This is a genomic window from Qipengyuania flavescens, assembly GCF_029688735.1.
Lineage (GTDB): Bacteria > Pseudomonadota > Alphaproteobacteria > Sphingomonadales > Sphingomonadaceae > Qipengyuania.
Window position 1 is genome coordinate 1 of the sequence record NZ_JARULD010000008.1, and the last position, 26460, is coordinate 26460.

A 26460-nucleotide genomic window follows, 5' to 3' on the forward strand; every position below is an offset into this window, starting at 1 on the left:
TGTTCGATCTACTCGCTACGTTCTTGCTCTGGCGTCACCCGCGCCGCCAGCACCCCTCCCGCGAAGCGGGTTCGTGCTCCGGCCCAGAAGCATCCATACTCGGCGTTCTCTCATCGGCCAATCACGGCCGAGGAGATGAACCATGGGATACTCTCGATTTGACACCGCCATTCAGGCTCGCCCGGCATGGAACGCCGGCAAGAACGTCGGCACCAAGCGACCGCTGACGCAGAAGCAGATTTGGGCAATCCGCTTTCACCTAGATCGCGAAGGGCGGCTGCGGGACAAGGCGCTCTTCGACCTCGCAATCGACAGCAAGCTGCGCGGCTGCGACCTGGTGAAGATCAAGATCGGTGATGTGGTGGCCGGCGCCGAAGTTCGGCACCGTGCGATCGTGATCCAGCAAAAGACCAATCGCCCTGTCCAGTTCGAGCTTACCGCGGATGTCCGTGCGACGTTGATCGCTTGGCTCGATCGCCGAGGAGGTTCGACGCATGAATATCTGTTTCCGAGCCGCATTGATCATCATAGCCACATGAGCACGCGCCAATATGCCCGCCTGGTCGATGAATGGGTGACGGCCATTGGCCTGCGCAAGGCCGAGTACGGCACGCACTCACTGCGGCGGACCAAAGCTGCGATGATCTACCGGGCCACTGGCAACATCCGGGCAATTCAAATCCTGCTCGGTCACACCAAGATCGAAAACACGGTTCGATATCTTGGCGTAGATGTGGAGGACGCCTTATTGCTGGCAGAGCGGACGGAGATCTGATTTCCCAAGCGGCCGGCTGAAGATTTCGGTCGGCCGCTTTTAGCTAAATACCAGAGTGCAATGATTGACCGACTTTGGGTGGAGAGCAGACTTCAATCGCTGCCGAGTACGATGTCGGCAATTTCGCCCTTAGTGCCTAAAAGTCGGCCATTCCATTTGACTGTCGTGCGCCCGAACGGAGTGATGATCGCCATGACATGGTGGGGGGCGCCCACCCCTATCTTGTCGCTGCGAAGAACCTCACCGTGATAGAGCCCCGGTTCACGTATCAGTCGCTCCAAAGCGTCGGCTTCAGCATCAGCTAGCGAAATTGTTTTGTCGGCCACCAACTTCCGCTCGGCGTTCAGAAGGCCCCCGGGGCCGCGCTCAACTACCTGACTCCGTTGCCAATTGCCCGCTTCGTCCCGCCAAACGATGGTACTAGCTTCATTGCGAAAATGGTGAACGGCGACGCTATCCACAAAAATAGCGGTGTTCCCGATATATTTTGGGATGTTGTATCGATCCCGAAGTTCGAAGCCTCTGGTAATTTCTAGTATTTCTGGCGGAGAAAAGTCGCTGTTGGTCGGCGCGCTTGAGGGTGTGGCACACCCTGCCACAACAATGCTCAAAATGATGGTGATGAGTTTCCGCATGGCCTCCATGATGGTTTGATGTCCCCTAGTCCGCAATCGGGTCGTTTGCGGATCGTCGGCTTTCGCTGTCGCGGCACCCGCGAGCGGACTAACCGCTTCCGGCCCATTTCCTGCCACTCCGGCAGTTTCCACAATTTATGTCAGCGCGAGTGTAGGCATATCCAACCTGCTCATGTTCGCGCGACCGCGGATTGCAGGGTTAGATACGGAATCTGTTCTTTGTATCTCAATCGATTTGATCTGGGAATTCATCCTTGGGCATTTCGATTTCCACTACGATGCAATCTCTCGCCGCGTGTACCGTTTTTATAGTCGCTTCGAATTCCAACCCTTCAATCTGTAGCAGGGTATTTAGTGGCCGTTCGACACAGGACGAAAGGGTTGTCGCAGGTAGGTTGGAAGGGTGCGAAAGTATGACCCTTCTGCCATCGATCCAGCACCGCCCTTTGCGCATTTCGAGCGAACACTCGAGCGTTCCTCTCGACCAATAGAACCGCCCTGCGGAAAACGGGAGAGAGCCATCGATTGATGTGAAAGGGTGATCACCATCGTCATCGAAGAGCAACGGCAGGTCGTCCGGGCTGATACCAGTAAGCTCGAGAACGTGGGCGGCAAGGCCTGTAATCTTCCTTCGATAAGATCCCAGCTCGTCAACTGTCAGGGCAGCGACGTTGCGATCATGTTCGCGAAGGTCGAAATCAATCGCCTCAATCAGCTCTTCGATATCGGAAGCGATCCGCCTCGATCGAGCCGTAGAGAAATTGTGCCCAAGACGTAGAAACTGGGCATGAAGCAACAGCCAATCATGAGGGCCTGCCATAAAGTCCAGACATTGGAGGGAAGCCTCTGGCCTGTTTGAGAACCGGGACAGAAGATCGCCGTAAGTGGCCACCCAGATCTGTTCGTACATCTCGGCGTTTTCGAACATCAGTCCAATGGACCTGGCCAATGTTGCTTCAATAGAGCGCTTATCCGGCCTGGATCGGGGATCCACCTGAATGAGGAGCCGAGGTCCCGATCCAGATGCCTGCTGACAGTCGAGCACATCTACGGCGAAATTGGTAAACCCGTGCTGTACTTCCAATTTCATGGGAAAGGATTGTTCGAAGCCCATCCGGCACAGCACATTCCGAAACGCTTCCTCATGTCGGCGAGCCTTTGCCCAGATTACTCGACCGTCCACCCGATCATTCGTGAACACGATCTTTTGGAAATGGTCCGATTGCGTCGCTGTGCGTGAGTTGGACATGATGACACCTCTACAAGCTCGAACTTACGACCGCTTATAGGATGCTCGCCGCAGGCAGCCCAACCACCATGGACATTGGTAGAGGTGGTTTCCGCCTTGCGCCCCAAGTCGGACGTGCAGGTAAGGAAAATCGACCCCGAGAGCGGACATATCAGTCTTCCCAAGAGATAACCCCATCCACAGAGCGCCAGTTAGCGGGGCGGATGAGTTTTTCGTGTGCGATACGGACTGACTGTATTTCCGCCACGATCTCGCGTCTCCAGTAGTCGAGAAAATCGAACAGCACCGGAAAGTCCGGTGCTGCGTCGTATTCTTGCCACGCGAAGGTTTGTATGATGGACGGATGATCGGGCATGAAATAGCATATTTCCGCAGTGGTCAGCCCGTAGCCATCAAGCTGCACAAGAAAGGCCCGATCCGTCATTGCGACCTCGTTGGGCGATTGTGCTCGTCGAGTGACTTCATGGCATCAAAGATATCATCAATCCCCACAGGCTTTCCCAATTCGGGCGGCTTTCGCATTCCGGGCTGGCTCTCGACCGCGTTGCGGTCGGATGCCCAGGAGGCAAGTATCGCCCGCTTTACCTCGGGTTCAAGTGAGGGATGATGGGCAACATCAAAGGGATGCAAATAACGAGAGACAGGTTGCGACATGATCGATCCTCCTTTGTTTTGCGTCGCGTTTTGCCATTTTGCGCTTTCAACATTTGAAGGGCGTTCGCTGACACTTAGCGAACTCCGAGGCAGCCTTGCGGTGATGCCTCTGAGTAACGCTTAGCCGCACATTAGCGCGGCAGCAGCGTCCGGGTCGCTGGAAAGCTGTTCCGCCTCAGCGTGCTGCGCTTCAATTCACGCAGTGCCGAAATCCGGCGCTCGGTCGCGGGATGGGTCGAGAACAGCTCGCCCACATGCGTTGGAACGATGTAGAGTTGGGCGGCAGCTGGGTTCCGCTCGGTCACCGGGTTCGGCACCTGGCGCGCCGCGTGAGAAATCTTGCGCAGCGCCGAGGCTAGTGCATCGGGATCTCCGCAAATCTCAGCTCCCGCTCGGTCCGCACCGAACTCGCGCGTCCGACTGATTGCCATTTGCACGATCATCGCCGCGAACGGAGCGAGCAGTATCGCTCCAATCAGCGCCAGCGGGTTATTCCGGCTATCACTCGAGAAGATCATGCCGAAGTTCGCCAGCATGGAAATCGCACCAGCGATGGTCGCCACCATCGTCATGATGAGCGTATCGCGGTTCTGGATATGGCCGAGTTCGTGCGCCATTACCGCTGCGACTTCATCGCGCGACAACATGTCCAGCAAGCCCGTCGTAGCCGCGACCGCCGCGTTTTCAGGATTGCGGCCTGTTGCGAACGCGTTGGGATGTGGGCTGTCGATCACATAGACTTTCGGCATGGGAAGACCGGCGCGCTGAGCCAGGATCGCGACGATGCTGTAGAAATCGGGCGAGGTCCTCGCGTTCACCTCGCGCGCCTTGTGCATCGACAAAACGATCTGGTCTGCCTTCCAATAAGTCACGAAATTCATCGCGCCCGCGATAATGAGCGCAATGAGAGCGCCGCCGGTCCCGCCAATCATGTAGCCTGTGCCCATGAACAGCGCGGTCAGGGCAGCGAGCAGAATGAAAGTTCTCATAATGTTCACTGTTTATCCTCCAACCTAGAGAAACTTCCCAAAAACTAGTGAACAGGTCTTTCGTTTCAATATCTCTGATGCATACGAATGAATCATGTGAATGCGGCGCCAATCCATGGCGATTCATGCGTCGCCGAGCTGTGCAAATTTCTCGCCGAGAGGTTCTTGAAGCCGCTTCCGCCGGAACTAGATCGCGAAAATCTCCTGCCGAAAATGGGGGAGATTTCCGTGTTCATATTGCTTTGTAATGGAGGTTATGCATGCACTTTAAACCTTTGCACGATCGCGTGCTGGTTCGTCGCCTTGAGGCGGAAGAGAAGACCGCTGGCGGCATTATCATTCCCGACACTGCCAAAGAAAAGCCGATGGAAGGCGAAGTTGTCGCCGTTGGCCCGGGTGCGCGTGACGATGCCGGGAAGCTGGTGGAACTCGCCGTCAAGGCGGGCGACCGCATCCTGTTCGGCAAGTGGTCCGGCACCGAAGTGCGGATCGAAGGCGAGGACCTGCTCATCATGAAGGAGAGCGACATCCTCGGCATCATCGAAACCACCGCCGAGCTCAAGAAGGCGGCGTAAGCAACCAACCCGATCTTCGGTTCAATCGAAGGAAGAGAAAGGAGCAGGCCAGATGGCTGCGAAAGAAGTAAAATTTGCGTCGGATGCGCGTGATCGCATGCTCCGCGGCGTGGATACGCTTGCAAATGCGGTCAAGGTAACTCTCGGCCCCAAGGGCCGCAACGTGGTGATCGAGAAGAGCTTCGGTGCCCCTCGTATCACCAAGGACGGCGTCACCGTCGCCAAGGAAATCGAACTCAAGGACAAGTTCGAAAACATGGGCGCACAGATGCTGCGCGAAGTCGCCAGCAAGCAGAACGACAAGGCGGGTGACGGCACCACCACCGCCACCGTTCTCGCTCAAGCGATCGTTCGCGAAGGCGCGAAGGCTGTTGCTGCGGGCATGAACCCGATGGACCTTAAGCGCGGGATTGATCTTGCGGTTGGCACTGTCGTCAAGGACATCGAAAGCCACGCCAAGACGGTATCCGCCAACAGCGAAATCGCACAGGTCGCGACCATTTCCGCCAATGGCGACGAAACCGTCGGTCGCATCCTTGCCGAAGCCATGGACAAAGTCGGCAACGAAGGCGTGATCACGGTCGAGGAAGCCAAGAGCCTCGAAACCGAGCTCGAAACGGTCGAGGGCATGCAGTTCGACCGCGGCTACCTCTCGCCCTATTTCGTAACCAATGCCGAGAAGCTGAAGGTGGAACTCGAGGATCCGTACATCCTCATTCACGAGAAGAAGCTGTCGAACCTGCAGGCGCTGATCCCGCTACTCGAACAGGTCGTGCAGTCGGGCAAGCCGTTGCTGATCATCGCCGAGGACGTCGAAGGCGAAGCCCTAGCAACCCTCGTTGTCAACAAGCTGCGTGGCGGCCTGAAGGTCGCGGCAGTTAAGGCACCCGGCTTCGGCGATCGCCGCAAAGCCATGCTGGAGGATATTGCAATCCTTACCGCCGGCAATGTTGTCAGCGAGGAACTTGGTACGAAGCTCGAGAACGTCACGATTGGCATGCTCGGCCGGGCCAAGAAGGTCATCATCGACAAGGACAACACTACCATCGTCGATGGTGCCGGCAACAGGGCCGACATCGACGCCCGGGTCAGCCAGATCCGTGCCCAGATCGAGACCACGACCAGCGACTACGACCGCGAAAAGCTGCAAGAGCGCGTGGCCAAGCTCGCAGGCGGTGTGGCCGTCATCCGCGTTGGCGGCGCGACCGAGGTCGAGGTCAAGGAACGCAAGGACCGTGTCGACGATGCGCTCCATGCGACCCGTGCAGCGGTCGAAGAAGGCATCCTTCCCGGTGGCGGGATCGCTCTGCTGCGGGCGCTCAAGTCGCTCGAAGGTCTCAAGGCTGCCAATGACGACCAGCAGTCAGGCATCGACATCGTTCGCCGTGCGCTGCGCGCCCCGGCCCGCCAGATCGCGGAGAACGCAGGCGAAGACGGTGCCTACATCGTCGGCAAGCTGCTCGAAGGCGACGACTACAACCATGGCTTCAACGCCGCGACCGGTGAGTATGAAGACCTGGTGAAGTCGGGTGTGATCGATCCGGCGAAGGTCGTTAGAACGGCGCTGCAGGATGCGGCATCGGTCGCCTCACTGCTCATTACGACCGAGGCGCTCGTGGCCGAACTTCCTAAGGAAGATGCACCGGCACCGATGCCGGCAATGGACTACTGAACCGCCAGAATTCAGTCTTGGCAGACTGGCAGGCGCGCTCGAAAGGGCGCGCCTGCTTTTCTTTCAAGCATCTGAATTAAAGGCATAAAAATCTGCATTTCGACTCTTGAAACCGCTTTTGACCTTACTAAATCAGAAATTGCCGGATGCCATAATAGGTCTGGTTGGACATTAGAGCGTCAGCTCTTTCGTTCGCTGACGCTTCTCGTGCCCAGATTGCTCAACAAGGAGGATTTGGAAATGAGAACTGCATTCGATTTTACCCCCTACCGGCGCTCCACCGTCGGTTTTGACCGTCTGTTCGACGCACTCGAGCGAAGCTCTCGCGTCGATACGCAGGACGGCTATCCACCTTTCGATATCGCCCGAACAGGCGAAGAAAGCTATCGCATCACGCTCGCGGTGGCCGGCTTCAGTCCGGACGAGATCGACATCACCGCTCAGCAGAACCAGCTCATCATCTCCGGCGAAAAGGCCGAGAAGGATGAAGACGGCGTCGAGGTGATCCATCGCGGGATTGCGACGCGCGCGTTCGAGCGCCGGTTCCAGCTGGCCGACTATGTCGAAGTCCAGGATGCGAGCTACGAGAACGGGATGCTGACGCTTTCGCTCGAGCGCGTCGTTCCCGAAGCGATGAAGCCGCGCAAGATCGAAATCGGTGCAAGCGGCAACGACAACGCGCCGCAGATCACCGACGGCAAGTCGAAGGACAAGGCCGAGAAGAAAGCGGCCTAAGCCTGGATCTTCGAGCAAATCCTCGCCGGGTCGGGTGCACCAGTACTCGGGCCGGACGGGGAGGCATGGCTGGCCGGGTCGACCGGTCGGGCGACGAGTGGTGTGCGATAGACAATAAATCAGCGACCTCCGCCCTCATTGGATGACCCTGTCCGCCATGCAGCTCGAAAGAGCGTCGCACGAACGACGCTCCCTTGCAGCGAACGAAAGGAGGATAATCATGCTGCGCAAATCGAAACTCGTGGCGGCGACCGCCGCTCTTTCACTGGCCTTCCCGACTGCCGCGTGCGCTCAGGAGGCTGAGACCCAAATCGAACCGGTCAAAACCACCGAGGAAGTGGAGGCCGATGTCCAGGCGCAAACCGATGAGACACTCTCCGAGCGCCGCGCCGAGCTTCTCGCGGAAGCGACTGAAGCGTTGAGCGAGACGCAGAAAGCGATCACGGCTCTCGAAAAAGAGAACACCCAGGAAGCGCTCGATGCCCTCGCGGTCGCGACCGGTAAGCTCGAACTCATTCTGGCACGCGATCCCGGCCTATCGCTCGCGCCCGTCGATGTCTCGATCGTCGAGCGCGACGTTCTGACCACGCCCGAAGCGGTGAGGGAGCTGCGTGACGAGATCGAAGAATTAACCGACGAAGGACGCCTACAGGAAGCGCGCCGCCTGATCGCCGGTCTCGCTAGCGAAATCGTGATCCGCACTGCCAACCTGCCGCTGCTCACCTACCCCGACGCCATCAAGCTCGCCGCGGCGCAGCTTGATCGCGGAGAGGAGGAGCTTGCGCTGAGCACGCTGAATACCGCGCTGTCCACGATCGTTGTGACTGAGGCGACAGTGCCTCTGCCGATGCTCCGCGCCGAAGCCAGTGTCGATGCAGCGCGCGAGCTTTTGGATGAAGCTGGCGGAGTGACGTCTCTTTCTGGCGAACAAAAGGAACAGGTTGCTACCCATCTCGGTGCCGCGCGCACCCAACTCGAAATGGCCGAAGCGCTCGGCTACGAAGCGGGCGACGCACGCGATGACCTCGACGACGATATCGAACAGCTCGAAGAGCAGATCGACGCGGGCGAGGAATCCGATAGCCTGTTCGACTCCATCAAGCGGCAGTTCAATTCGTTGAAGGACCGTCTGACGACGTAACCAGGGACGGTGCGGTCGGCGTGGTCCGGTCGCACCCGACCTTCGAAAGGAGGATGTGATGCTTTTTTCGACGACGACACCCAGCGATCTCGCTCGTGCCGATCTCCATGCAGCGGGCGCCCATGCATACGTCCCGGCAAGAAACTGGGGATGGTTCATGCTGCGCGCCACGCTGTGTCTCGCTCTGGCGATCGCGGCCTTCGTATTTCCGACCAGCGCGGTCTTCGCCTTCACCCTCGTGTTCGCGGCGTTTGCAGCGGTTGATGGAGTTTTCTCGCTCATCACCGGGATCAAGGGCGCGCGATCGAAGGAGGACCGTTGGGGAATGTACATTCTGCGCGGGCTCCTCGGGCTTGGTGCCGGCGTCATCATCGCATTGATGCCGTTCGCAGCGACCTTCGCTTACGCGCTGGCTACGATTGCGCTTGTTGCGGGGTGGGCGATCCTGACCGGCGGTCTTGAAGTGTATGCGGCTATTCGCCTGCGCCGCGAGATCGAGAATGAATGGCTGCTGGCGACCAGCGGCGCGCTCTCGATCCTGCTCGGTATCGGCGTGTTGGTGCTGATCGCACTGAACATCGAGACGACGATCATCGCAGCAGGTTATCTGATAGGTGGCTACGCGCTGTGCGCTGCTATCGTCTTGGGAGCGCTTGGTTTCCGGTTGCGCGAATATCAGCGCAGCCGGGATCAAACCGACAAGGACGAACCAAGTGGCGACAGCAATGTTGCTTCGCCCGCCTGAACGAAAGTGCGATGGCTCGACTTCAGTTTGCCGGCACTGATTGTGTCGGCATCTAACGAGGGGTGTTCGCACGACCCCCGGCGGCATCCCTCACCCTCGTTTGTAACGCAAAGTGAAAGGAGAAGAAGATGAATGTACGTGACTTGATTCCATGGTCTCGCAACGAAGAGCGTCTTCCGGTCGCTCGGCGGGACGAACGCAGCGATCCGGTCTCGACGCTGCGAAGCGATATCGACCGGCTGTTCGATCAGGCCTTCGGTTCGTTCGGCCTGCCCAGTTTCGCATCGACGCCAAGCTGGCCAAACATCGAAGTCCGCCGCAAGGACGGCGAACTGCTCGTCACAGCGGAAGTCCCGGGCATGTCGGAAGACGACATCGAGCTCTCGCTTGATGACGGTATGCTGGTCATTCGCGGGGAGCGACGCTCCGAGGACGGCGATGAGGCAAGCGGGTATTCCGAACGCTTCTACGGCCAATTCGAACGCCGGATGAGCCTGCCGCAGGGCATCCAGGAGGACAAGGTGAGCGCGGAGTTCCGCGACGGCGTCCTCAGGATCCATCTGCCGCATGATGAGCAGATGTCGCTCTCGGGGCGGCGTATTCCGATCAATCAGGAAACGCGCCACTAAGAGGCCTGAAGTGGAGCGACCGGGAAATCCGGTCGCTCCTTCCTCAACTCAAGGGCTTCGAATTGCCGGTTTGGTCTAGCGCACCTGGTAATCCCAATCCTGTCTTTCGGCAAAGGCAACGGCGCTTTCGCGGTTCGGGAAGTTCAAGCGGACATGCCGGAAAGGATCATCGTTACGTGTCCAACCGGTAAGCGGATCGGCACTCAAGGGGCGCGAAGCAGGAAATTCGAGCACCCATGGCCGTTTGCGGGAACCGCCTTGCATCACGGATTTGGGCTCTCGATAGATGCGCGCCGCCGGGATCTCGCTGACTGTAAGATTGGTGCCCGGTTGTTTCGGGTGACGGGGCGGAAAATTGTGCCCCAAGCCTGTCTTATCGGTGCGTATCATCCTCTTGTCTCTGGGGCGTTTCAGGTCCCATGATTTGACGCGCTAGGCACTGAAATTGTTCCCATGAGCGGTGCAGGATCGACAATAGTAAAGCAACAAAATCGAATGACAGCAGTGAGTGCCTTTGTAGAAAGCAACTCAGCCTGGATCGGGCTGGCGATACTGGCGCTCGTCTTTGCTGCATTCCTATCCGAGCGACTGGCGCCGGTGACAATAGCTCTGACCGGAGCGAGCGTGATGCTCGCATTCGGTTATCTGCCACGCAGCGAGCTTCAAGCGGTGTTCGGCAACCCCGCACCGGTGACGATCGGCGCGATGTTCGTCCTCTCCGCCGCGCTCGTCCGCACCGGCGTCATCGAAGCGCTTGCCAGTATCGCCACGCGGCGCGCCGAGCGCACACCCAAACGTTCGATCACCGAGCTTCTTGGCGGTACCTTTTTCGCTTCGGCGCTCGTGAACAACACACCGGTAGTCATCGTCCTTGCTCCCATCGTGCGGCGGATTGCCGCTGTCGCCGGATCGAGCGCGCAGCGACTGCTTATTCCGCTCTCCTATCTCTCGATCATGGGCGGGTCTCTGACCCTTTTGGGAAGCTCGACCAACCTTATCGTGGACGGGGTTGCGCAGCGCGCGGGAGAGGCGCCGTTCGGAATATTCGAACTGACCGGTATCGGGCTCATCGCTGCGGGAGCTGGGATCGGCACCTTGCTCCTCCTCGGTCGTTGGCTTCTTCCCGATAACGACGGGCCAATGGATCGCTCTGGCGCTCGGCCGATCGAGGAGCGGTATCTGACCCGCATTCAGATAGGCGCGGCTAGCCCTTGGGTCGGACGGAGCCTTAAGAGTATTGGTGGGTTGCAGCGCTCCGGAGTTCGGCTGCTCGCCGTCAGAAGAAGTGGCCACCTCACTCGCAATCCCGATCCGACGTTCGAACTGGCCGCAGGCGATGAACTGGTTGTCGCTGCGGACCAGGCCGAACTGCTGGGGTTGAGCGAGGAACTCGGTGCCGATCTCGGTCTTGCCAAGCGCGAAATTGCCAATTCGCCCGACGATCGGGTCGTAGAAGCATCCATCGGGCCATCGCACCCTGCGATCGGCCAGCAGCTGACCGACATTCCGTTTCTCAATCGGAGCGGCGCGCGAGTTCTTGGGGTTTCACGTCCGCGGCATCTACCCGGCCCCACGCTCGAAACCGTGCGCGTCCGCCCCGCTGACCAACTCCTGATCCGCTGCCCGCCGGAAGCCGCGGCAGACATTCGCGACAACGTCAATCTCATCGATATCGATGAACCCGATATTCGCCCTTATCGTCGGTACAAGGCGCCGATTGCGATCGCGACCATGTTCGCGATCATCGCTCTCGCCGCTCTACAGGTCGCGCCCATCGACCTGCTCGCCATTCTCGGGGTCACACTCGTTCTTTTCACGCGCTGCATCGATCCGGAAGAGGCCTGGCACGCTATCGAAGGTAACGTGATCGTTCTCATCTTCGGAATGCTGGCGATCGGTCTCGGACTGCAAGGAGCCGGCACCGTCGACCTGATCGTCGACGCCGTCGAACCCGCGCTCACCATTCTCCCGATCTTCCTGGTGCTGATCCTCGTCTATGCGCTCACCTCGTTTCTGACCGAGGTGGTCACCAACAACGCGGTTGCCGTTATCATGACGCCCATCGTCATCGACCTCGCAAACAGCGTCGGGGTGGATACCCGCGCCCTGCTTCTTGTGGTCATGTTCGGCGCCTCGGCGAGCTTCGCCACTCCGATCGGGTACCAGACCAACACGATCGTTTATGCGACGGGCGGATACCGGTTCGTCGACTTCCTCAAGATCGGCCTGCCCATGAATATCGTCGTGGGCCTCGCCACATGCATCGCCATCTGGTGGATTTACGTGTGAGAGCCTGTCGATGACCGATCTGCTCACCATCGTCACAGTGCTTCTTGCGGCAAGTCTCATCGTCACACTTGTGCTGCAGCGGATCGGGGCGCCCACGCTCATCGGATACATATTGGTTGGGCTCCTGATCGGTCCAACCGGGATTGGCCTGCTCGAAGCGAGCCCGCAGCTCGAGCTGCTTGCAGAGATCGGCATCGTCTTTCTCATGTTCAATGTGGGCCTGGAATTCTCGTTGCCGGTTCTTCTGGCCTCGCGCCGCGCAGTGCTGGGGCTCGGCGGCCTGCAGGTGCTTTGTACCAGCGTGATCGTTGCCGGATTGGCATTAGCCGCAGGGGTTTCGTTCCTGGCAGCCGTTCTTCTTGGAGGCGCGGTCGCGATGTCATCGACAGCGATCACGATCCGCCAGCTCACCGACCAGGGCGAACTCGATACTCGCCACGGGCGAGCATCGGTCGGGACCCTCCTGTTTCAGGACCTGGCGACCTTACCATTCCTTGTCCTCGTTGCGGCGCTGGGCGTGGTCGGGAGCAGCCACGACGCCGGGGCCGATATCGCGACCTATGGACTGTCTACACCCGCGCAATCGATGACCGATATCGATGCGGGGGTCTGGAGCGAGCTGGGTGCAAGGCTTGGCATCGCGGTGCTCGCGTTCGGCGCAGCACTCGTTATTGGCCGACGCCTACTGTTGAGAATTGTGTCGCTGGTCCATCGCACCGGTTCGCGCGAACTCTTCATGCTTACCATGCTCACCATTGTCATCGGAGCTGCCTGGGCGGCGCATGAGATCGGTTTATCGCCGCCCCTGGGCGCTTTTCTCGCATGAATGATCCTTGGTGAGACCCGTTTCAAGGACGACGCCGAGACCGATATCGCGCCGTTTCGTGCAGTGCTGCTCGGCCTGTTCTTTGTCTCGGTGGGGCTGCGCGTCGATCTTTCGGTCATCGTTCCCAATGCCGGTCTGGTTGCCGGCTTCGTTACCGCGCTTATCGTTGGTAAAGGTCTAATCGTCTTTGCACTCGCACGCCTGCTGCGAGAGCCTACCGAAGTGGCCGCGCGAACCGGCGCGATATTGGCGCATGGTGGCGAGTTTGGTTTGCTGATCCTGACACTGGCACTTTCGCAGAACGTCATCTCGGAAAAGATCGGTCAGCCCCTGCTCGGTGCAATCGTCATTTCGATGATCTTCGCGGCATTTCTTATCAACGCGAATGGACGCCTTTTCGGCTCGGCAAGTCAGGGATAACTATTTTCGAAGGGCTGCAAAGAGGAATGAACCGAGGGTTCTAAAACGTCTACAGTTTAGGTCGTACGCTCAATGTCAGCTATCGCGCACCGTCGCCTCAAACCGGATCGTCCGTTTCCGGCCCACTTGCAGCCGGTCCGCAATGCGCCCTCCATCCGGCCGTTCGGCCTTGTCGCCGACGATCCCGAAAGCCGCCATTCGTTCCGCCAGCGCTCAACTGGTTCAGACCTGCGGCAGCCGATCGGCAGTGCGATCGAGCGGGGCGACGCGCGACACGAAGGACTGGCTGGCCAGGGCGTGGGGATCGCCCGCCACTTCGACCGCAATGAGGCGCGGAGTGCCCGTCGCCTGCTGCACATCGCGCACCGAGCGAGTGAATGCCTGCGCGACTTCATAGCCGAGCCCGGTACCATAGCGCTGCATCGGGGAGAGCTTTGCACGCAGGAATTCCGCTGCGCCGTGATGCGGATCGCCGATCCGGCCTCGTTGGCTTTGAGCGAAATAATCCGCTGCTTTTGCGAGCCACGGCGAGGTCTGTTCATGCGGTGACGGGCGCACCTCCTCGATGAAATCTCCGCGCGCATAATAGGCCGCGCGGATCGTCGCCCCTGCGGCGCGCAGATCACGTTCGACACGCGCCGGATCGCTCCTCGGTGCAAGGTAGAGCACGTCCTGCGCCTCTTGCGGCGCGGCGGCGGCCATGCGGACTGACCAGAGCCAGAAATCGTCTTCCGACAAGGTCACCGGCACATAACCGAAGGCGGCGTGGTTGGGCGAAGCTGTCTTGCCGTTGCTCATCGTCAAACGGTTGAGCACCCGGCCCTCCGCATCGCGCAGGACGACGTAGAAGCGCCCTGTCTCGGCCATGAGCGCAGGCGGGCTGCAACTGGTGAGACCAATGGGCGGTGGAGGAGAATCCCCGGCGGCCCGCGGAAACAGGAGCGTCGGCCGTTCCTCAAGATAGCTGAACGGTGTGACCTGCCCGGTTTCGCTGGTAAAATGCTGCAAGGGGGAGTTGAATATCCGCTCCTTGTCAGGCGAGAAGGTCAGCGGGCTTCCGAACACGGTGAAGCGGTCGGCGCTGTTGCCCTTGAAGCGGGCGATCGTGCGCAGGGTAATGATGCCGGTAGGCCGTGCATCCATCGCCCGCGTTCCGTCATCCTCCACCAGCACCAGATCGGCATAGGTCGCGGCGGCCAACATCTCCTTCGCGAAATACTGTCCACTGGCATAGCCGACCTCTTCAGGGCGCTGCGCGTAGACGCACGCGAGCGCAGTTTGCGGTAGCGCCAGCGCGGTAAGCGCGACGGATGCCAGAACTGAGCGCATCATTGCTCTTCTCCAGATTGTTCGAGGTCCAAGGCACGCTGGATAGGCGTGACCCTTTCCCGCAATTCGTCGAGCGGGATCGGTTCAGGATAATTCGTGACCGGATGCGCCATGCCGTCTCCATCGATCCGCGACGGAGCCATCCAGGTGACTGCGACGTACCAGTCCCCGTCGCTGCGCTCCGCGCCTTCACCGCCCTGAACATAGGCGGCGTGGGCGTAGAGCGCGTCGCTCAGATGCAAGACCCAGCGCGAGCCCGGTTCCAGCGATGTCGGCAGGCCGGGCAGTAACGACGGCTCGTCATTGCTCTGCCCGTAACGTGTCACGCCCGCCTCATCGGTGCGCATGCCGGAGGCGAGGCGCTGGCGCAGCTCGTCGCCCGGTTTCGCACTACCTTTCAGCACTTCGATCACTCGCCAGCGCACGCTGGAGGAGAAGCCGTCCAGCCCCTCGTCGGCGATGTCGATACCTGCCGGTTCGGCTACCACGATATCGGTTGCGGTGAGCGCGCGTTTCTCGATCGTCTGGCGGCCGTTCATGTCTTCCAACGCTTCGATGGGATCGAAACCGGCGGCGCGCAGCGCCTGTATCTCGCGCAAGTTATAGCCGCTGGCGATCAGCCAGTGCGTCTGCTGGAGCGACCCGGCCCTGGACGGTTTGCGTGCCACCCAGATGCTGGAGTTGTGATCGGTCGGCGAAGGTTCGGAGCGCATGATCGGCGTCTCTTCCACCAGCGCGCGGATCGCGGCGAAATCGGGATGCGCTTCCAGCGGATACCAGATCGCTTCGGGATCGCTGCGGATCGGGATATCCTGCCGGTAGATCGGACCCTGATTGTCCGCCATGATCCGCACCAGAGGCGGAAAGGTGATCTTGCCCGCCACTGCCGCCTGCGAGAGCGCGGCGAGGTCTGCGGGATAGAGGTCAACAAAACCACCGATTTCTTCGATGCTTACCCGCGCGTCCAGCCCGGCAGCCGCGATCTGTGCGACAATGTCCGCTCGCGCGGCTTCCAGCGCTGTCCCGCCTTGCGGCACAACCTGCCCGGTGACGAAGGGGCGCAGTGTCTCCGGTACCAGTTCGTCTCTGGTCAGCGCATCCGTGTGGAACATATGCGCGGCGCCCTGATCCTCGTTGACGTAGATGCTGGCGATCACATCGCCATGTTCGGCGAGCGCTTGCGTTCGCCACGCCTTCAGTTCGGCCACTCGCGCCATATCGGCGGCATAGTCTGCTTCGGCAGCCGCGCGACTGCCGAGTTCCTGCGTGCGGCCAGCGATGGCGGCATCGCGTCGCTGCTTGTCCCACACTTCGCGCGGGACGATGCCGCGCACGACGCGATAGGGGCCGGGGCAGCGATCTGCGCCCACAACATCATTCGGCGGCGCGACCTCGCCCGGTTGCAGGCCCATCAGTACCACATCGCTGTCAGCATAGACCTTTGCGCCGGAAAAGCGGTTCATCACTGCTACCTTGCCGGAATCGCTCAGTTCGAGCGCCATGCTCTGTTCCCAGACCGCAATCCTGGGCGCCTCGCCTTCGGGGGCCAGCCACAAGCACCCGTCGCGCAATTCGAGGCGTGCAGGCACGTCGGGAACGCCGACCAATGTGCGCGCCATCCCGTCAGTGCGGTAGGCGAACTGCGGGAAACCCTTAACCCGCGCATCGCCGGGTGGAACGGGCGGCGCAGCGATCGGAAACGGATCGGGTTCCTCGAACACCACGAAGTCGGGCAGTTCAATCTCGCCGCGTGCCGCCGCCTGCCGGATCGGGTCGGCGCTCTGGCCCAAAGTGACCTCGATCTTCCCGGTGGCCTCGTTCCCGCCCATGCCGAACCAGTTTACGTCGAGCGCCTGAAGATCGCGCATCAGTCGCTCCTGCGCCGCGCGCAGTTCGGTGAGGCTCGGTCCGGGCCGGTCGACCGGGACGTAAAGCGGATCGCTGGTGTATTTCGCCAGTGTCGATGCCGCATCACGGGTGAAGGCAACCATCACGCCATAGGTCGGGCGATGCTGGATCCAGAGCCCTGCGAAGGTGTCACCTTCCTTTTCGTGGAGGGTCTGTGCCAGCAGACCGATGGAATCGTCCGGTGCGGGTGGCGGAGGTGGTGGCCCCGGTTCGGTGCGCGGGCCGATGGCGCCGCGGTTCTGGATTTCCATCCGCCGCTCCGCCTCTTCCACGCTCACGCAATAGGCACGTGCATACCAGGCGTTCTCGGAGAATTCGCCCTTGTAATTCTCGATAGCCTCGATCTCTTCCGCCGTCAGGTTCGGGCAGGTTTCGCTGAGCGGTTTTTGCTCTTGCGCGAAGGCGGGTGATAAGATGGCAAGCGCCATCGCGCTCGCGCCAAAGAGATAGCGGATCATTCGGATTTCTCCACGGGTGTCGGGTCGGCAATGCGGCCAAAGAAGATCAGCGCGCCGCTGGCACGGTCGCGGATGGTCAGGAGGAACGGCCGGTCGACAATCATGCGCGGCAGATCATCCGGCAGGCGGCGGGAGCCGGTAACGACGATCTTTACCGTTGTTACCGCCGCCGCTTCGGTACCTTTTTCATCGACCCGCAGGAAAGTGGCGTGGGCCACATCGTCGATCTTGAGGTCAGCGTCGGCCATTGCGCCAAAATCGGCACAGCTTCCGTCAAAGGCGCAGGGCATTCCCGCCGCAATCAGCGCGGCCTTTACGCTTTCTTCGAAGCGCGCCTCGAACCGCGGCAGGCGTAGCAGGATATTGCGTTCTTCAATCGCGCCGAGATCGAACTTCGCGTCGCTGCCCTGCATCGAAAGATCAAACGATTCGGCATTCAGATCCCGCTCCCACCGGCGCAAGATTGCCATGTCGCGCGGCAGGAACACCTCCATCGTGAAGCGCCCGTCCTGGCCATAGGGCAATTGCACGGCCTGCCCCTCGCGCGTTTCGCGATAGGCCATCGGCGCAATCCGCTCCATCATGTAGATTGGCATGGTTGTGCCGTCACCACGGGTAAACTCGCCCGTTTGACCTTCTTCGAACGGCACCGACCAGTCGGCTTTGAACCAAACCGCATTGGTCAGCACGGCAGCGGTCAGATCGTTGAACCCGCTCGCATCGACGATCTTCGTGATCCGCTCGCGGGTCTGTTCACTCACCCAGCCATTGATCGTGTCGGCAGAGCCTGCCGGATCGCCGCCGAAATCGACCTGCCGGGCGGTGGCACCGAAGCCGTCCTTCGCCGCGCGCAGATAGTCCGGCGTGAAGTCCAGCCTGTTCGAAAGCCACAGCGCATTGGCGACCGACAGGGCCACCTTGTCATCGCCCGTGCGGGCCAGAAAACGGTCGTAATCCTTTACCAGCAGTTCGGGCCGGCTTGCCGCATCCCAGCCCAGCAGATCGCGCATCTCCGCCTCGGTCTGCCCACGCGCACCGGGGAGCGCCAGGCCCAGCCCCTCGCTCAGCGACAGCGGCGAGATGAACAGATTGTCGTTTGGCTCTGCAGCCTCGACGAGTTTCGGATAGAGCCGCGCGGCAAGCCGTGCCTGCCCTGCCGTGATATCATGCGGGATGGCCTCGTAAGATGCCGTTGTCCCAGTCTGCGCTGGCACCGTCGCACAGCCGGCTACAAGCGCCAGCGTTGCCAGTGAGAGGAAAATGCCCTTCATCGATCCTGCTCCTCTTATGAATTGGGTTCGGGAGGCGGTTCGGTCGGGAAACTGTTGACCACCAAGGCCACGCCAGGTGTCTTGCAGTTCACAGCGGTAGCCTGCTCGCGCGAAAGGAACCCAGCGCTGAAGCTCACGTGCTCGCCGAGCTTGTAGGAAACATGCCCGTTCGACAGGGTATCTCCGTTCAGTTCGAAACTGTCGGGCATCACCAGACCGGTTTCTCCACCCCCCGGCGACGTAACGAACAAGCAGCCATCCCTGTAACCGAGTGTGCCGCCGACGCCTTCCGCATAGGGCACCTCGTTCGGTGAGGCAGGCCTTGTGTCGAAGGGCAGCGATCGGATATCGGTGTCTTGCGGTTGCTCGCCGCAGCCGGCGAGCAAAGCAGCTGCCATCGTCAACAGCAGCAAGGGTGCCCGCATATTGCAGCCCTTGCAGGTCATCGATCCTGCTCCAGAAATTCGACCAGCCATTCGGGCAAGGGTCGCAAATGGCCATCGGGCGTGCGGCACAGGCCAGAACTGAGACTGCTGCCGGGCGGGCATTCAGACGGATCCATCACCGGAGGAGGCGGAGAATCCGCCACCATTGCGCCTGTTATCGGCGGCTTCAGGATACCGTCCGGTGTGGTCTTTCGATTGGCCTCACCCCGCGCATCGAGCCAGTCGAGCGCACGCTCCGCCTGCCGTGCATCGAGGCCATATCGGTCCTGCAACGCGCGCATCGCATTGGCACGGTCGGTAACTCTCCTCTGCGTATCGCCCGCGGCGGCACTTTCCATGCCTTCCACCTGAATGACCTTGCCCGGCCCGCAGGCTTCGTGGATCGGATCGACCAGCTCTGGCGTCGTGACCTCATTGACAGACCCCATGAACTCGACAGTCTCGCCTACGCGCGCGTAGCCGGGACGCTCGCCACTGCCGAAAGCGAGGTAATTGTTGCTATCGACGAAGAGTTTTGCCCCGAATGGAAACAATACCAGCGCACCCTCCCAGTCGGCGGCGCGGAAGCAGCCGTCCTTCAGAACGATTGTTACCCGGCTATTGATGGCATTGAGCGCGCCTGCAGGGCGATCGTGTCGGGGAAAGATACGCAGAAAGGGCGCGACTTCGTCCGGAACTGCCTGATCCTGCGCAGCCGGACGTGGCGGATTGACCAGAGGCACCATCGGCGTCGCGTGAAAGACCAGTTCAACCGGTTCGGGAATGGTCACGCCTTTGCGCCTGACCAGCGCCCGGAATTCCGCTTCCGAGACGCTGATCTGGGCGGTGACGACCTGCGTAGCAATGCCCGTCGATTGCAGCACTCGATCTTCACGGAACGTATCCCACATGAATTCGGCGGCGGCCCTCAGTTCTTCCTGCGACCAGCGCACTGTTTGGCCGCGAAATGTGGGGTTTGTGCTATAGTTGCGCAGCGTGGCCGGGCCATCGCGCAGAAATTCGAAAACGACGCCTAGTTCACCCTCATTGTCATAATGAAGGGTCTGGAAATTTCCGCGTTCTTCCCGGCGCAGCCTCTCGGCCAGCGCCTGCACTTCGTCGCTCACGCTGTTCTGGTAATCGGCGACCCGCATGAATTCCGCATCGGCAGCATCTTGCTCCGCCGTGCGTGGCGCGGGCGGAGGCGGCTCTACGGGATCGAAAGAGGCAGGCGGCGCGGACAGGATTGTCGCAAAGCCGCTTTCGCTGACTTCAGCGCGAAACGGCAACCCGTTGGATGATTGCGGCGCTTCCTTCTCTGGCGATGCACACGCGGCGGGTCCGGCCAAAGCGATTGCCGCCAGCGGTAAAACTAGGTGTTTCATTCCGGTATCGGCTCCATATGGTGCAGCCGCATCACATCGCGTTTTGGGCAGGCTGCGGGGATCGTAACTCCATAGAAACGCTCGATATCGCGACTCGGCCATCCTCGCCCGGCGTCACGCAGGGTTGCCGCGCCTCCGCTAATGCGCTCACCAAAGCGAATGCTGTTGCCGGTCGCCGGATCGAACACGCCATCGCCCGTCGGCAACAGGGTGACGCCCGGATCGAACAGGAGTTTCATTTCGGCGATCACCCTTGGCGACCACGCAGCCGCGCACCACCCCCAATTCACCGCGAAACAGGGCTTCTCCCGCACGTGCAGGCTCCGCGATGGTAATCAGATGAGGCGAGGCAGGCGCACTCTGGCAGGCGCTCAGCGGTACTACCAGGGCGAGCGCTGCAATCCTCACCAATCTTCGGGCTGGCTGCATGCAAATATCTCCGGGCCGGAATGGAGGTAGATCGGGCCATCGCGATTGGGGAAGATCCACACATCCTGCATCCTTTCACGCGCCGCGACGATGCGCTTGCCGGGTATCACCATGCCTTCGTCGATGAAGCCATTGGGATGATCCCACAGCGCCGCGCCTTCATCGGCCCAGAAGATCATATTCGAATCGCGATTGGTCGCGATGAGCTCCCTAGGCCGCTCGGAAGGATCGCGCTCCTCGAACCGGCAAACGCCATTGCGCGCAGGCACCAGCTTCTTGCGCGGGCGTGGCGGCAAGTCGGGGGCCGCCGACTCGTTTATCCGCAACCGTGCCTCAGGCGGGAGTGGCTGCGGAGGCGGCGGATTGACGGGATTGCCCCAGATACCGATGCCGAACAGCCCTGCACACTGAGTCGGATGCTCGCGCCCGACACGAAGGCGATTGTCCGCCATGGTCTGCTCCTGCGCCAGCAAGCATTCGTTCGCACGGCGCATGGCCTCTGCACTGCTGATCCCTTCGCGGTCCCGGTATTCGCGTACGGCAAACCAGTCATTGCCATAGCCCGCAGCCTGGTCGAGCGATGAAACCGCGACGACCCGGTGCTCGCAACAGGCAGCGACAAGTTCCGCCGGAGGATCATTCACCTGACCACGATAGCCAAGCTGCAAACGTGTTCCGACGCGTCCAAACCGGCCGGTATCGGTTGAAACGCGTGGTCGAAATGCGAGGTGTCCCTGCTCATCAAGCCAGACACCAGCCTCGAACGGAAACAGGACAAGCGGATCATCATCCCCATATTCGTCGATGAAGAAGCAACCATCCCGCAGGACGATGGCATCGAAGCTCGCCAAATCCGGAGGCGGGGTAGAAGATATCTCTGCCCGCGGAAAATAGCGGATCTGGCTTGCCACATCGGGCGTGAGCGGTGGCAGATCGGGATTGGCGCGCGGTTCGAAACGCAGCTGGAGGTTGGCCGGGATCGCCCAGCCCTTCTCCTTCCGCAGCGTGTCGAATTCAGCGCGCGGCATGACAATGGAAAGCCACGGCACGCTCATATTTCCGAAACCGGGAGAGGCCCGTTCGGGACCAATGCGTTCCACCCACTCGCGCACGATTCGGTCCTGATCGGAGCGGGAAAACCCGGCCCGCTCAGCAGAGAACAAGGGGTCTGAGGTATAGCGCGCGAGCGATGCTGGCGGGTCGCGTAAGAAAAATGCTACCCCGCTCACCGTGCCGAGGCCGTCATTGTCCGGCCCATCCTTCCAGCGCCATTCGATCCCGCCGAAATTGCCGATCTCGCTTTGCTTGAGGCGGCGGAGCACGGGCAGGTGGCGCTCTTCAAGCCTGTCGGCGAACCGGTGCCGCCGGTCCTCAATAGTCGGCGTGTAGGCGGCAGGGCCAAGTGTTTCGATCGGTGTGTAGGGCGGAGCCTCGACGATCGTCGCGTAGCCGTCACGATCCGCGCCAGAATTCTGTGCGGAGCAAGCCGCCAGAATGGCGCAAAGGACAACAGCGAACCAAATCAATACACCATCTCCCAATGTGACGATGTATCATGGAGCTTTCTCGCTGAACGGCACTGAAACGAAGCGCTTTTTCGTCACGTTCTCATACTTATCCGTACCGAGCATTCGGTGGCTGACAGCAAGCAGAAAGCCCGTCTTCAAGTAGAAATCAGCATCCATAACAGTGCGATGACCGCAACATTTCCGGTGCAATCGTCTCGACAACCAAATGGCGGCTTTCTACGCCGTCGGGCTGGAACCAGACAGTCCGGAGACGGCCCAAAAGCTGAAGCAAGTTCGTCAACCTTTCCTCTTCGAGCCGTTTTGTCTAAGCGCTTGAACGAAGCGGAAATCTGGAGTGGATATGCCTGATAAAATACTCGAAACCACCCTCGAAGTCCTTAAAGAAGATGCCGAAGGCATCCTGGCTGACTGGATTGAGCAGGCCGACGAGGACGGCGCGAAGCGCATCGACCTGTTTTCCGAAAAAGAAGAGCGCGACCAGGCGGCCAGCCTGCTGCGATCCTTCCGCCTTGGCGTGCGCGACGCTTCGAAGGATGGTGAGTTCGACCTGCAGGACGAACACTGGGCCGACCTGCGCGGTATTTTGTCGGAGATCACGCACGAGCGTGTCGAGCGCGGCGTGTTGCCGGGAGAAATGGCGGCGCTCATCCTGGCGCTCAAGACCCCGCTGTTCGAGCGTCTCACCGAAAAGCTCGAAAGCGATCCGGAACGATTGATTGAAGAGGTTCTGCTTCTTTCGAAGGCGATTGATGCATTCGCGATCTACTCGAACGAGGTTTTTATCGCCGAACGCGAGCAGGTGATCGAGCGTCAGCGCGACGAGATGATGGAGCTGTCCACGCCGGTCGTGGAACTGTGGGACAAGGTGCTAACCCTGCCGCTGATCGGCACGTTGGACAGCCTGCGTGCACAAGAGGTGATGGAAAGCCTGTTGCAGGCTATTGTCGAGCGGCAGGCCGAAGTCGTCATCGTCGATATTACCGGCGTCAAGACCGTCGATACTCAGGTCGCCCAGCATCTGCTGCGCACCGCCGCCGCCGTACGCCTGATGGGCGCGCGCTGCATCATCAGCGGAATTAGCCCGAAGATCGCGCAGACGATGGTCGAACTGGGCGTGGATGTCGGCGAAGTCCGCACACGCTCGTCGCTACGTAGTGCCCTGATGGACGCGCTGACCTCGGTCGGTGTGGCGATCCGCCCGATCAACGACGATAAGCGGAACGCGAAGTGAATGCCGCCGCGATCTATGCCGTAGAAGGCGTTCTGCTGGTCTCGATCACCAGCGATATCACCGATACCGATATCATCGACCTGCAGGAGGCGCTGTCGAAGCGCATTGCTGATACCGAGTGTCGCGGGGTGGTGGTCGATATCTCGGCACTGGAAATCGTCGATACCTTCGTTGGCCGCGTGCTCGCCCAGCTGACCAGCGTCGCCCGTCTACTAGATGCTGAGACCTACGTGGTCGGCATGCGTCCGGCTGTAGCAATGACATTGGTCGAACTCGGCATGTATCTTCCCGAAAACCATACGGCGCTCACCCTGTCCCATGCATTGGACAAGATGCGCCAGTCCGGCCTGATCGATGGTCTTCGACGAGGCTGATAGGATCGCGACGATCGAACTCGAACAGGATCGTGATGTGGTGCGGGCTAGGTCGCGGGTCGCAGACGCAATGAAGGAGTGCGGCAGTAGCGAGTTAATGCAGACGCGCTTCGTGACCGCAGTGAGCGAAGTGGTGCGCAACGCCTTGACCCATGCGGGCGGTGGGACGCTGGCGATCTACGCTATGCCCAATAAGCGTCAGGTTGGGATCGAATGTCGTGATTGCGGAAAAGGTATCGAAGATATCGATGCCGCAATGGCTGATGGGTTCACAACACGTCGAGGAAGCATGGGGCGCGGGCTCGGCGGAGCCAAACGCCTCTCTAAAACGTTCGCTATCGATAGTTCGCCGGGAAAGGGCACCACGGTGCGGATGATCGGAGCGTGCAGCCTGCGATGATCGGTTGGTTAAAAGTGAGGGAAACGAGCGCCGTCGCGGAAGCACGGCGGAGAGCTCGTCGCACTGCGAACGCGATGGGCTTGCACTCGACCAAGGTCGAGCACGCGGCGATCGTGGCGACCGAGATCGCGCAGAATATCCTTCGCCATGGAGGGGGCGGGCAGATCCTGGTCGAAATCTTCGGCGCGCCCGCGCTCGAACGTCTCCACATCGTGGGGCACGACGAGGGCCCGGGGATCGGCCGTGTAGACCGGATGATGCGCGACGGAGAGACGACGAAGGGTTCTGCCGGAACCGGGCTCGGAGCGATTAAACGTCTGTCAGATCGTTTAGATATCTTCAGCGAGCCGGGCCGCACCGTCGTTGCCGCAGAGTTCCGGCGGCAGACGATACGGCATGCCGATCCGGTCGATCACGCGGGTTTCAAGCTCGCTTTTCCGGGAGAGCGGCGTTGCGGTGATATCGTCGCGGTGCGATCGAGCCATGACGAATGCTTCTATTTCATTGCCGATGGGCTTGGGCACGGGGTCAAAGCCGCTGGGGCTGCGGCCGCAGCGAAGAAATCCTTTCTTGCCGCAAAAGGTGATGACCCTGCCGAAATTCTGCTGCAGGTTGGCAATGCTCTGCAGGATACGCGTGGGGCGGTAGGCGCGGTCGTTGCGCTGGATCGGTCACATGGCCGCCTGCGCTATGCAGGTATCGGCAACATCAGCACGCTAATTGTGCAGGGCAAAACGGTGCGTCGGCTCGTTGTTCGCGACGGTTTGCTCGGAGGACGCCTGACGACGCCGCATCAGGAGACAGTAGAGCTCGAAAAGAACGCGATACTCGTTATGCATTCCGATGGGCTCAACACGCTCCGCTCACTCGACACGCAAGCTACTCTCCTACAGCGCAGCGCCCCCGTGATTGCGGCGGACCTAATGGCCAACAATCTTCGCGGGCGGGACGATGCGAGCATTATCGTGTCTCGCGTATCGCAGGCGAGGACACTCTAGAATGGATTTGCTGAGCGTAAGGATTGCTGCCGAGCCGGACATCGCTCGCATCCGCCAAGTCACTGGTGTGATCGCCGACACCTGCGGGCTGGCAAGCTTCGCCAAGACGCGCGTCGTCACCGCCGTGCTCGAGATCGCCCGCAACGCCCTGCAATATGGCGGTGGAGGTCGGGCGCATTTCGCCATTCGACCGGAAACCGACCTCTGCTGGCTGGTGGTGCGGGTCATCGATCAAGGTGAGGGCCTGCCCAAAGGCGCGGATTTCGTGAAAGGACGCCGACCCTTCAAGGCTCAATCTGGCGGCACTCGCGCGCAAGGGATGGGGCTCGGTCTCACGGGCGTTCAGCGGCTAGCCGACAAGTTCGACCTGGACACCTCAAAAAACGGGACGCGAGCGGAACTGGCGTTTAAACTACCATCGGCCTCCGAGGAGGAATCCGAGCTTGGCGAGCGAGTGATGGCCAGTATCGCTGAACTCAGTTCCACCGATCCCTTGGCCGAATTGTCGCGGCAGAACCGCGAACTGGCCGAAGCCATGGCCGAACGCGAATTGCTAATCGATGAGGTCCATCATCGCACCGGCAACAACCTCGCTCTTATCGTGAGCTTCATCCAGCTCAGCAAGCGAGGTGCGCAATCAGAAGAGACACGCCAGGCGATGGCGCAACTCGAATCGCGCGTACTGTCGGTTGCCAAGGTCCATCAGGAACTTCAGCGCGCCAATCTGGCCGACCGGATTGCGCTCGTCCCCTTGCTCGAAACCGTGGCGAAACACGCGCAGGATGCGTTTTCCAACGATCAGCTCGACATCGCGATCTCCGTGTTCGGAGATGAGGTTAGCGTTTCCGGCAGTGCAGGAATCGATTTGGGGCTAATCGTCAACGAACTTATCACGAACGCCTACAAACACGCGTTCGAGAATAGGAAGAACGGGCGCATCGACGTGAGTTTCGAGCGGGAAAGCGACGAGGACAACATGAAGCGCTGGGTCTTGACCGTGAAGGATGATGGCGTCGGCCTATCCGAAGACGTCAAGCCCGAGCGATCGGATTCCCTAGGCTGGCGTATGATCCGAGCGATGACCGCGCGTTTATCCGGCACCATCGAGACGGGCAGCGACGAAGGCTTTCACACCCGTATCGAATTTCCGGGAGCGTTTGCTGAAGGCAAGACTTGAGCATCTGATCAGGCCGATACCGCCCCATATCGTCTCCGCTTCTCCTTCGGTTTTTTGCGATGATCGACATCGTTTTGTGCCTGGCAGGAACGTCTGTCCTGACCTTTTTTAGCTGCGAAGCTGACAGTCCGCTTCCGTTTAGAGTTTCGGACGCCGCGAGGCGTCGGAAAGTCGACGGTGCCCGAACCCGCGGGCCGCACGCGGTGCGCTAT

The 26460-nt window shown here is 60.4% G+C and carries 28 protein-coding genes and 1 pseudogene; 14 read left to right on the forward strand and 15 right to left on the reverse strand.

Annotation, left to right across the window (positions count from 1 at the left end):
- Positions 1 to 142: 142 nt before the first annotated feature.
- A complete protein-coding gene (locus tag P8R33_RS14580; RefSeq protein ID WP_278329688.1) occupies positions 143 to 775 on the forward strand; it encodes a tyrosine-type recombinase/integrase in 633 nt (210 codons plus the stop codon).
- A gap of 92 nt (positions 776 to 867) precedes the next feature.
- On the opposite strand, the gene P8R33_RS14585 is transcribed toward P8R33_RS14580, so the two are convergent.
- The 5 genes from P8R33_RS14585 to htpX all read right to left on the reverse strand — a co-directional run bounded on the left by P8R33_RS14585 (position 868) and on the right by htpX (position 4311).
- The gene (locus P8R33_RS14585) at positions 868 to 1410 is read right to left on the reverse strand and encodes a hypothetical protein (protein WP_278329689.1); all 543 of its coding nucleotides are present in this window, start codon (positions 1408 to 1410) and stop codon (positions 868 to 870) included.
- Between the two features lie 226 nt (positions 1411 to 1636).
- Positions 1637 to 2659 carry a hypothetical protein gene (locus tag P8R33_RS14590; RefSeq protein WP_278329690.1) on the reverse strand — a complete coding sequence of 341 codons (1023 nt, stop codon included), beginning with the start codon at positions 2657 to 2659 and terminating at the stop codon, positions 1637 to 1639.
- Positions 2660 to 2810: 151 nt separating this feature from the next.
- Positions 2811 to 3083 (reverse strand): usg protein, encoded by a 273-nt coding sequence (locus P8R33_RS14595; protein ID WP_278329691.1) that lies wholly within the window; start codon positions 3081 to 3083, stop codon positions 2811 to 2813.
- A complete protein-coding gene (locus P8R33_RS14600) occupies positions 3080 to 3313 on the reverse strand; it encodes a hypothetical protein (RefSeq protein WP_278329692.1) in 234 nt (77 codons plus the stop codon). The genes P8R33_RS14595 and P8R33_RS14600 overlap by 4 nt, the downstream gene beginning before the upstream one ends.
- A gap of 131 nt (positions 3314 to 3444) precedes the next feature.
- The gene (gene htpX, locus P8R33_RS14605; RefSeq protein WP_278329693.1) at positions 3445 to 4311 is read right to left on the reverse strand and encodes a zinc metalloprotease HtpX; all 867 of its coding nucleotides are present in this window, start codon (positions 4309 to 4311) and stop codon (positions 3445 to 3447) included.
- 251 nt (positions 4312 to 4562) lie between these two features.
- On the opposite strand from htpX, the gene groES reads away from it, so the two are divergent.
- From groES to P8R33_RS14635, 6 genes are all read left to right on the forward strand, one after another.
- Positions 4563 to 4877, forward strand: a complete 315-nt coding sequence (gene groES / locus P8R33_RS14610) for a co-chaperone GroES (RefSeq protein ID WP_160659394.1) — start codon at positions 4563 to 4565, stop codon at positions 4875 to 4877.
- A gap of 52 nt (positions 4878 to 4929) precedes the next feature.
- A complete protein-coding gene (gene groL, locus P8R33_RS14615) occupies positions 4930 to 6549 on the forward strand; it encodes a chaperonin GroEL (protein WP_160659393.1) in 1620 nt (539 codons plus the stop codon).
- A 240-nt stretch (positions 6550 to 6789) separates the two neighbouring features.
- Positions 6790 to 7284: an Hsp20 family protein gene (locus P8R33_RS14620; protein ID WP_190788892.1), complete on the forward strand. Its 495-nt coding sequence runs from the start codon at positions 6790 to 6792 to the stop codon at positions 7282 to 7284.
- Positions 7285 to 7504: 220 nt separating this feature from the next.
- Positions 7505 to 8425 (forward strand): YfdX family protein, encoded by a 921-nt coding sequence (locus tag P8R33_RS14625; RefSeq protein ID WP_278329694.1) that lies wholly within the window; start codon positions 7505 to 7507, stop codon positions 8423 to 8425.
- A 58-nt stretch (positions 8426 to 8483) separates the two neighbouring features.
- Positions 8484 to 9170, forward strand: coding sequence for an HdeD family acid-resistance protein (locus P8R33_RS14630; protein ID WP_278329695.1), 687 nt, complete (start codon positions 8484 to 8486; stop codon positions 9168 to 9170).
- Positions 9171 to 9298: 128 nt separating this feature from the next.
- The gene (locus tag P8R33_RS14635) at positions 9299 to 9799 is read left to right on the forward strand and encodes an Hsp20/alpha crystallin family protein (RefSeq protein ID WP_160659391.1); all 501 of its coding nucleotides are present in this window, start codon (positions 9299 to 9301) and stop codon (positions 9797 to 9799) included.
- A 75-nt stretch (positions 9800 to 9874) separates the two neighbouring features.
- Here P8R33_RS14635 and P8R33_RS14640 read toward each other — a convergent pair whose 3' ends face one another.
- Complete coding sequence (locus P8R33_RS14640; RefSeq protein WP_278329696.1) at positions 9875 to 10189, reverse strand: NADH dehydrogenase ubiquinone Fe-S protein 4; 315 nt, start codon at positions 10187 to 10189, stop codon at positions 9875 to 9877.
- A 105-nt stretch (positions 10190 to 10294) separates the two neighbouring features.
- Between P8R33_RS14640 and P8R33_RS14645 the strand changes: the two genes are divergently transcribed.
- On the forward strand, positions 10295 to 12088 hold the full coding sequence (locus P8R33_RS14645) for an SLC13 family permease (RefSeq protein WP_160659389.1): 1794 nt from the start codon (positions 10295 to 10297) through the stop codon (positions 12086 to 12088).
- A gap of 10 nt (positions 12089 to 12098) precedes the next feature.
- A pseudogene (locus tag P8R33_RS14650) lies at positions 12099 to 13334 on the forward strand (cation:proton antiporter domain-containing protein).
- A 75-nt stretch (positions 13335 to 13409) separates the two neighbouring features.
- On the opposite strand, the gene P8R33_RS14655 reads toward P8R33_RS14650, so the two are convergent.
- The 8 genes from P8R33_RS14655 to P8R33_RS14690 form a co-directional block, all read right to left on the reverse strand.
- Entirely contained in the window at positions 13410 to 13532 is a 123-nt protein-coding gene (locus tag P8R33_RS14655) for a hypothetical protein (RefSeq protein WP_278329697.1), read from the reverse strand.
- Positions 13533 to 13556: 24 nt separating this feature from the next.
- On the reverse strand, positions 13557 to 14666 hold the full coding sequence (locus P8R33_RS14660; protein ID WP_278329698.1) for a hypothetical protein: 1110 nt from the start codon (positions 14664 to 14666) through the stop codon (positions 13557 to 13559).
- Positions 14663 to 17029 carry a hypothetical protein gene (locus tag P8R33_RS14665; protein ID WP_278329699.1) on the reverse strand — a complete coding sequence of 789 codons (2367 nt, stop codon included), beginning with the start codon at positions 17027 to 17029 and terminating at the stop codon, positions 14663 to 14665. Before P8R33_RS14665 ends, P8R33_RS14660 begins: the two co-directional genes overlap by 4 nt.
- Positions 17026 to 18300, reverse strand: coding sequence for a serpin family protein (locus P8R33_RS14670; protein ID WP_278329700.1), 1275 nt, complete (start codon positions 18298 to 18300; stop codon positions 17026 to 17028). Before P8R33_RS14670 ends, P8R33_RS14665 begins: the two co-directional genes overlap by 4 nt.
- Positions 18301 to 18314: 14 nt before the next feature.
- A complete protein-coding gene (locus tag P8R33_RS14675) occupies positions 18315 to 18746 on the reverse strand; it encodes a hypothetical protein (protein WP_141462206.1) in 432 nt (143 codons plus the stop codon).
- Complete coding sequence (locus P8R33_RS14680) at positions 18743 to 20110, reverse strand: hypothetical protein (protein ID WP_278329701.1); 1368 nt, start codon at positions 20108 to 20110, stop codon at positions 18743 to 18745. Before P8R33_RS14680 ends, P8R33_RS14675 begins: the two co-directional genes overlap by 4 nt.
- The gene (locus P8R33_RS14685) at positions 20107 to 20361 is read right to left on the reverse strand and encodes a hypothetical protein (RefSeq protein ID WP_278329702.1); all 255 of its coding nucleotides are present in this window, start codon (positions 20359 to 20361) and stop codon (positions 20107 to 20109) included. Before P8R33_RS14685 ends, P8R33_RS14680 begins: the two co-directional genes overlap by 4 nt.
- Positions 20362 to 20514: 153 nt before the next feature.
- Entirely contained in the window at positions 20515 to 22065 is a 1551-nt protein-coding gene (locus P8R33_RS14690; RefSeq protein WP_278329703.1) for a hypothetical protein, read from the reverse strand.
- A 343-nt stretch (positions 22066 to 22408) separates the two neighbouring features.
- Here P8R33_RS14690 and P8R33_RS14695 point away from each other — a divergent pair, with 343 nt between their 5' ends.
- Genes P8R33_RS14695 through P8R33_RS14715 form a run of 5 tightly spaced genes read left to right on the forward strand, consistent with a single transcriptional unit; the run spans position 22409 to position 26248 of the window.
- Positions 22409 to 23299 carry an STAS domain-containing protein gene (locus P8R33_RS14695; RefSeq protein WP_160767333.1) on the forward strand — a complete coding sequence of 297 codons (891 nt, stop codon included), beginning with the start codon at positions 22409 to 22411 and terminating at the stop codon, positions 23297 to 23299.
- Positions 23296 to 23673, forward strand: coding sequence for an STAS domain-containing protein (locus P8R33_RS14700; protein WP_160767332.1), 378 nt, complete (start codon positions 23296 to 23298; stop codon positions 23671 to 23673). The genes P8R33_RS14695 and P8R33_RS14700 overlap by 4 nt, the downstream gene beginning before the upstream one ends.
- Positions 23654 to 24073: an ATP-binding protein gene (locus P8R33_RS14705; protein ID WP_160767331.1), complete on the forward strand. Its 420-nt coding sequence runs from the start codon at positions 23654 to 23656 to the stop codon at positions 24071 to 24073. The genes P8R33_RS14700 and P8R33_RS14705 overlap by 20 nt, the downstream gene beginning before the upstream one ends.
- Positions 24070 to 25071, forward strand: coding sequence for a SpoIIE family protein phosphatase (locus tag P8R33_RS14710; RefSeq protein WP_269062358.1), 1002 nt, complete (start codon positions 24070 to 24072; stop codon positions 25069 to 25071). The genes P8R33_RS14705 and P8R33_RS14710 overlap by 4 nt, the downstream gene beginning before the upstream one ends.
- A 1-nt stretch (position 25072) precedes the next feature.
- Positions 25073 to 26248 (forward strand): ATP-binding protein, encoded by a 1176-nt coding sequence (locus P8R33_RS14715; protein WP_347569055.1) that lies wholly within the window; start codon positions 25073 to 25075, stop codon positions 26246 to 26248.
- 8 nt (positions 26249 to 26256) lie between these two features.
- Here the strand turns inward: P8R33_RS14715 and P8R33_RS14720 are convergent.
- The coding region (locus tag P8R33_RS14720; RefSeq protein WP_278329705.1) for a hypothetical protein at positions 26257 to 26460 on the reverse strand (204 nt) is incomplete at its 5' end.

Bases quoted from the DNA above. Each gene is read 5' to 3' on its own strand.
- P8R33_RS14580 (WP_278329688.1), top strand. From the start codon at position 143: ATGGGATACTCTCGATTTGACACCGCCATTCAGGCTCGCCCGGCATGG.
- P8R33_RS14585 (WP_278329689.1), bottom strand. From the start codon at position 1,410: ATGCGGAAACTCATCACCATCATTTTGAGCATTGTTGTGGCAGGGTGT.
- P8R33_RS14590 (WP_278329690.1), bottom strand. From the start codon at position 2,659: ATGTCCAACTCACGCACAGCGACGCAATCGGACCATTTCCAAAAGATC.
- P8R33_RS14595 (WP_278329691.1), bottom strand. From the start codon at position 3,083: ATGACGGATCGGGCCTTTCTTGTGCAGCTTGATGGCTACGGGCTGACC.
- P8R33_RS14600 (WP_278329692.1), bottom strand. From the start codon at position 3,313: ATGTCGCAACCTGTCTCTCGTTATTTGCATCCCTTTGATGTTGCCCAT.
- groES (WP_160659394.1), top strand. From the start codon at position 4,563: ATGCACTTTAAACCTTTGCACGATCGCGTGCTGGTTCGTCGCCTTGAG.
- groL (WP_160659393.1), top strand. From the start codon at position 4,930: ATGGCTGCGAAAGAAGTAAAATTTGCGTCGGATGCGCGTGATCGCATG.
- P8R33_RS14620 (WP_190788892.1), top strand. From the start codon at position 6,790: ATGAGAACTGCATTCGATTTTACCCCCTACCGGCGCTCCACCGTCGGT.
- P8R33_RS14625 (WP_278329694.1), top strand. From the start codon at position 7,505: ATGCTGCGCAAATCGAAACTCGTGGCGGCGACCGCCGCTCTTTCACTG.
- P8R33_RS14630 (WP_278329695.1), top strand. From the start codon at position 8,484: ATGCTTTTTTCGACGACGACACCCAGCGATCTCGCTCGTGCCGATCTC.
- P8R33_RS14635 (WP_160659391.1), top strand. From the start codon at position 9,299: ATGAATGTACGTGACTTGATTCCATGGTCTCGCAACGAAGAGCGTCTT.
- P8R33_RS14640 (WP_278329696.1), bottom strand. From the start codon at position 10,189: ATGATACGCACCGATAAGACAGGCTTGGGGCACAATTTTCCGCCCCGT.
- P8R33_RS14645 (WP_160659389.1), top strand. From the start codon at position 10,295: ATGACAGCAGTGAGTGCCTTTGTAGAAAGCAACTCAGCCTGGATCGGG.
- P8R33_RS14655 (WP_278329697.1), bottom strand. From the start codon at position 13,532: ATGGCGGCTTTCGGGATCGTCGGCGACAAGGCCGAACGGCCGGATGGA.
- P8R33_RS14660 (WP_278329698.1), bottom strand. From the start codon at position 14,666: ATGATGCGCTCAGTTCTGGCATCCGTCGCGCTTACCGCGCTGGCGCTA.
- P8R33_RS14665 (WP_278329699.1), bottom strand. From the start codon at position 17,029: ATGATCCGCTATCTCTTTGGCGCGAGCGCGATGGCGCTTGCCATCTTA.
- P8R33_RS14670 (WP_278329700.1), bottom strand. From the start codon at position 18,300: ATGAAGGGCATTTTCCTCTCACTGGCAACGCTGGCGCTTGTAGCCGGC.
- P8R33_RS14675 (WP_141462206.1), bottom strand. From the start codon at position 18,746: ATGACCTGCAAGGGCTGCAATATGCGGGCACCCTTGCTGCTGTTGACG.
- P8R33_RS14680 (WP_278329701.1), bottom strand. From the start codon at position 20,110: ATGAAACACCTAGTTTTACCGCTGGCGGCAATCGCTTTGGCCGGACCC.
- P8R33_RS14695 (WP_160767333.1), top strand. From the start codon at position 22,409: ATGCCTGATAAAATACTCGAAACCACCCTCGAAGTCCTTAAAGAAGAT.
- P8R33_RS14705 (WP_160767331.1), top strand. From the start codon at position 23,654: ATGGTCTTCGACGAGGCTGATAGGATCGCGACGATCGAACTCGAACAG.
- P8R33_RS14710 (WP_269062358.1), top strand. From the start codon at position 24,070: ATGATCGGTTGGTTAAAAGTGAGGGAAACGAGCGCCGTCGCGGAAGCA.
- P8R33_RS14715 (WP_347569055.1), top strand. From the start codon at position 25,073: ATGGATTTGCTGAGCGTAAGGATTGCTGCCGAGCCGGACATCGCTCGC.